Origin of the sequence: Streptomyces sp. NRRL S-495 (assembly GCF_000966955.1) — a bacterium.
In the GTDB taxonomy this organism is placed as follows: Bacteria; Actinomycetota; Actinomycetes; order Streptomycetales; family Streptomycetaceae; genus Kitasatospora; species Kitasatospora purpeofusca.
This window is the reverse complement of sequence record NZ_JZWY01000001.1, coordinates 1-4,577: the sequence shown is the minus strand read 5'-3', so window position 1 is coordinate 4,577 and position 4,577 is coordinate 1. Positions and strand designations below refer to the sequence as shown.

2 protein-coding genes, 1 tRNA gene and 1 pseudogene are annotated in these 4,577 nt (G+C 74.2%); 2 read left to right on the top strand and 2 right to left on the bottom strand.

The window, feature by feature from the left end; all coding sequences use genetic code 11:
• A pseudogene (locus VR45_RS00020) lies at positions 1-1,562 on the top strand (D-alanyl-D-alanine carboxypeptidase); the annotation flags it as partial.
• Positions 1,563-1,611: 49 nt separating this feature from the next.
• On the opposite strand, the gene VR45_RS00015 reads toward VR45_RS00020, so the two are convergent.
• Entirely contained in the window at positions 1,612-2,550 is a 939-nt protein-coding gene (locus VR45_RS00015; RefSeq protein WP_234325785.1) for a YhjD/YihY/BrkB family envelope integrity protein, read from the bottom strand.
• A 135-nt stretch (positions 2,551-2,685) separates the two neighbouring features.
• Entirely contained in the window at positions 2,686-4,251 is a 1,566-nt protein-coding gene (locus VR45_RS41920; RefSeq protein WP_052708697.1) for a glycosyltransferase family 39 protein, read from the bottom strand.
• A gap of 199 nt (positions 4,252-4,450) precedes the next feature.
• On the opposite strand from VR45_RS41920, the gene VR45_RS00005 reads away from it, so the two are divergent.
• Positions 4,451-4,523: transfer RNA gene (locus VR45_RS00005), tRNA-Arg, on the top strand.
• Positions 4,524-4,577: the final 54 nt, after the last annotated feature.

Below are 4,577 nucleotides of genomic sequence, written 5' to 3'. Positions count from 1 at the left end.
CCGCCACCGCGGCCGCGCGGGCCGAGAAGTTCGAGAAGCGGGAGGACGCCGAACGGACCCGGATGCTGCGCCTCCCCGCCGCCGCGGGCACCGTCCCGAAGCCGCCCGCCCCGAAGCCGGTCCCGGAGCCCGACCCGGTGCCCGAGCCCGAGCCCGAGCCCGAGCCCGGGCCGGCTCCGGAGCCGCGTCCCGCCCCGGCCCCCGCGCCGCCGCCCGCACCCGAACCGCTGCCCCTGCCCGAACCCGCGCCACTGCCCGCGCCCGAACCCGAGCCGCTGCCCTTCCCGGAGTCCACCTCCGAGGCGATGGACGTGCTGGCCACGCTCAACGGCCGGCCGGTCTCGCCGCTGCGCCGCGCGCTCAAGCGGATCACCATCTGGACGATCTTCCTCGCCGTCGTCCTCGGCGCGGCGGTCACCGCCCAGCTGCTCCGCCCGCTGCCGGACACCAAGGTGCGGATGACCGCCGCCGGCGGCTTCGGCTTCGCCGGCGACCCGCTCGACCTGGCCTGGCCCGCCAAGGGCCAGTCGGCCGCCGGGGTGGTCGGGGTCGGCAGCCTGGGCAGCTCGGGCCCGGAGACACCGGCCTCGATCGCCAGTGTCACCAAGGTCATGAACGCCTACCTCATCCTTCAGGCGCACCCGCTGAAGAAGGGCGAGGGCGGTCCGAAGATCACCGTCGACAAGCAGGCCGCCCAGGAGTCCGGCAACGTCGACGAGTCCCGGGTCACCCTGACCGAGGGGCAGCAGCTCAGCCAGTACCAGGCATTGGAGCTGCTGATGCTGCCCTCCGCCAACAATGTGGCCCGGCTGCTGGCGCGCTGGGACGCCGGATCGGAGGAGGCGTTCGTCAAGAAGATGAACGACACCGCCGCCGGGTTCGGCATGACCAACACCACCTACACCGACCCGGCCGGCTTCAACGCCGAGACCAGGAGCACGGCCAAGGACCAGCTGAAGCTGGCCGAGCAGGTGATGCAGGACGAGATCTTCCGGCAGATCGTGTCGACCCCGGACACCACCTTCAACAACCAGAAGATCTCCAACACCAACACGCTGATCTCGCCCAAGAACGGCATCATCGGCGTCAAGACCGGCTCCAGCACCCCGGCCGGCGGCTGCCTGATGTGGGCCGCGTACAAGGACGTCGCCGGTGTGCGGCGGCTGATCCTCGGTGTCACCCTGGGCCAGCCGGCGACCGCCGCCGAGCCCAGCATCCTCAAGGTGGTGCAGAGCGTCAGCGCCAAGCAGATCCAGGCGGCCCAGAACGGGCTCACCGGTCAGACCCTGGCCAAGCAGGGCGACGTGGTCGGCCGGATCGACGACGGCCTCGGCGGTTCCGTCCCGGTCGTCGCCGCGCAGGACCTCTCGGTGGCCGGCTTCCCCGGCATCACCGGCACCCTGGTGCTGGACCCGCTGAAGGTCGGGCACCGGGTGACGGCCGGGACCCAGGTCGGTGTGCTGCGGTCCGGTGAGGGCGCCAACAAGGTCGAGGTGCCGGTCGTGCTGAAGTCCGACCTCGCCCCGCCGTCCATCCTGGCCCGGCTGACCCGGGCCCTCTGAGGACCACCGGCCCGGGCACGGCGTCCGGGCCGGTGGGGCAGGCCCGTGCTCAGGCGCGCTTCCCGCCCCACCGGCCCGGCTCGGTGCGCGAGCCCAGGAACTCGGCGACGACCTCCTCCTCGGCCACCACCCGGCCCAGCGCGATCGCCAGCGTCACCCCGGTGAACACCACGATCAGCCAGGACAGCGAGGTGAACACCACGCCGTAGGGGCCGAACTGGCCGATGCTGCGACTCATCGCGCTCGGCAGGTAGACCCGCGAGGCCACCCCGACCCCCACCACCGCCACCCCGCAGAGCACCGCCCCCGGCAGCAGCGGCAGCCAGCGCACCCGGTTGCCGAGCAGCAGGTGCTGGGTCCACCACCAGAGGGCCGTCGCCCCCAGGAAGGTCAGCGGGACGCCGAGCCAGGCGCCCAGGCCGAAGCCGTCCCGGACCGGGGTCTGGCACACCAGGCAGACCAGCCAGACCATCAGCCAGACCAGCCAGCGCCAGGCCGCCACCCTGGTCCCCGACTTGGGCAGTTCCCAGCAGCGCTCGCAGACCCGCTGCATCGCCCGGCTCAGCGCCGTCGCCGAGAGCAGGGTCACCAGCGCGCCGATCACCCCGAAGCTGGTGTCCTCGTGGTGGGCGGTTCCGAGCAGCTGCTGGACGGACTGCGCGGCCGGGCCCTGCAGACCCAGCTCCTTGCGCAGCGATTTCACCAGCCCGTCCCGGACGGCCGCGGGGGTGAACACCGCGACCACGAACAGTGCGGGCAGGGCGCTCAGGAAGGCCTGCGCGGCCAGCCGGGTCGCACAGTCCAGCAGGTTCACCCGGAGCAGCTGGCGCAGGGCGCGGCCCACCATCGGGACCTGCTGGGGCAGCTCGCGGGCCGAACCGGCCAGGGCCGTCGACCGCTGCTTCCACCGGTCCGTACGCCGGGCCGCCGGACGTTCCGGCGGCGGGGTCCGCCGCTCGGGAGGCTGCTCGCTCGGCTGCTCGCTCACGGACGGTCCTCCCGACCTGGTCGCCGTGATCCATGGTCGCCCGGGCCCCGGCCCGCCGCATCCGGGCCACACCTCGCCACGCAGGTCGGCGACCCCGCGGGTCGGCGTCCCGCAGGCCGGAGTCCCGGGTGGGGATCAGCGGCCGGCGCCGGTTCCGTCCAGCAGTGCGAGCGTCATTCCGCCCAGCGGCGTCACCTGCTGCGGCGGGCCGAACCGGCCCCGCAGGGCGGCCGCCTCGCCGTCGGGCACCTCGGCGAGCGGATCGGTGGTGTCGCCCAGCACGACCAGCCAGGTGCGGGTCCCGGCTCCGGTGCAGTCCGCGGGCTTCGGGCACGGTATCGGGAAGAGGTCTCCGGCCGGGACGGCTCCGCTCGCCACGAAGAGGGGATACGGCCGCACCTCCTCCGGCAGGTAGTAGGAGACACCGGGGCCGACCATCGACCAGGCCTGGCCGCCGATCGGCACAGCCAGCCCGTCCCCGGGCCGGTAGCCGGCCGCTATCAGCCGGGCCACCTCCTGGTACGGCTCCTTGGACTGCGCGTGCGACCCCGGGTAGCGCACCAGCGACTGCCGGGGCAGCGCCGCCGCCCCGGTCACCGCCACCACGCCGACCGCGAGCACCAGCCCCGCCGCCCGCAGCTCGGGCCTGGTCCGGCCGGGCTTGGCCGCGGCCGTCACCGCCGCGTACACGGAACCGACCCCGCAGCCGGCCAGCGCCGCCCAGGCGGGGACCGTGAACAGCAGGTACCGGTCGAGGAAGTACGAGGTGGAGCCGCGCGAGATCACCCAGACCGACAGCACCGGCAGCACGGCGAGCAGCAGCAGCCGCAGCGCCGGACCGCGCCGCCCGGGCAGCACCAGGGCCAGCACCGCCAGCACCAGGAAGACGTGGAACACCCGGGCCGAGCCGAACAGCGGCTCGCCGAAGTGCCACAGCTGGTCCACGCTCGGCCGGGCGAGCCAGCCCAGTTGCCGCTCCGACTGCTGACGGCCGAGGAGGGCGACCGGTAGCACCGCCACGACCAGGGCGGTGAGCACCACCGCCAGGCGGACGAGCAGCCGCCGCAGGTCCGGACCGCGGGTCCCCCAGAGATGGGGCGCGACCAGCGCCGCCTGCCCGGCCAGGGCGCTCAGGGAGACCAGGTGCGCGGCGCCGGCCACCGCCATCGCCAGGCCGTAGGCGATCCACCGCCACGGTGTCGAGCGGTCCAGCGCGCGCAGCAGGAACCAGGTCGCGGCAGCGACGGCGCAGGTCACCAGCGCGTAGGAGCGGGCCTCCTGCGCGTACCGGGAGACCAGTGGCACGGTCGCGAAGAGCAGGCCGGCGCAGGTGCCGGCGACCCGGCCGCCGAACAGCCGCGCGGCGGTCAGCGCGGTGAACGCGGCGGCGCCCGCCATGGCCAGCACCGAGGGCAGCCGCAGCGCCGTCGCCGAGTCGCCGAACAGCGCGATCCAGCCGTGCAGCAGGACGTAGTAGGTGCCGTTGCTGGCGTCGACGTGCTGCAGCATCCGCAGCAGTTCACCGAGCGGTCGGACGGCGGACGTCCAGCTCGCGACCTCGTCCCGCCACAGGGTGGGGGTCCCCAGCCGGTAGGCGCCGACCGCCAGCATCACCAGCGTCGGGACCAGCCAGGTCGCCGGCCCGGCCACCTGTATCGCCCGGCGGACGGATCTCTCGTACCACCGCTCGCGCGCCACCATCTGCCGCCCCCGCCTCTGTCCACCGGCCGGACGGCCCCGGGGCCGAGGGCCGCCGAGTCCCGTCCTCCCAGGCTAACCGGCGGCTCTTCCGCAGGCCGGGCCGCCCCCGGCCCCGCTGACTCGCCGTCGGCCCGTCCGCCCGGGCCCGTCCCCGCCCAACCCTCCCCGGCGATCCGCTAGGCTGTCAGCGGTCTTCCCCGCCTCAGTAGCTCAGGGGATAGAGCACGGCTCTCCTAAAGCCGGTGTCGCAGGTTCGAATCCTGCCTGGGGCACAGCGCCGGTTCCGGCGGACGACGTAGTACGCGGGCTGTCTCTTATACACATCT

Coding starts and splice junctions, on each gene's coding strand:
- VR45_RS41920 (WP_052708697.1), bottom strand. CDS start 4,251: ATGGTGGCGCGCGAGCGGTGGTACGAGAGATCCGTCCGCCGGGCGATA.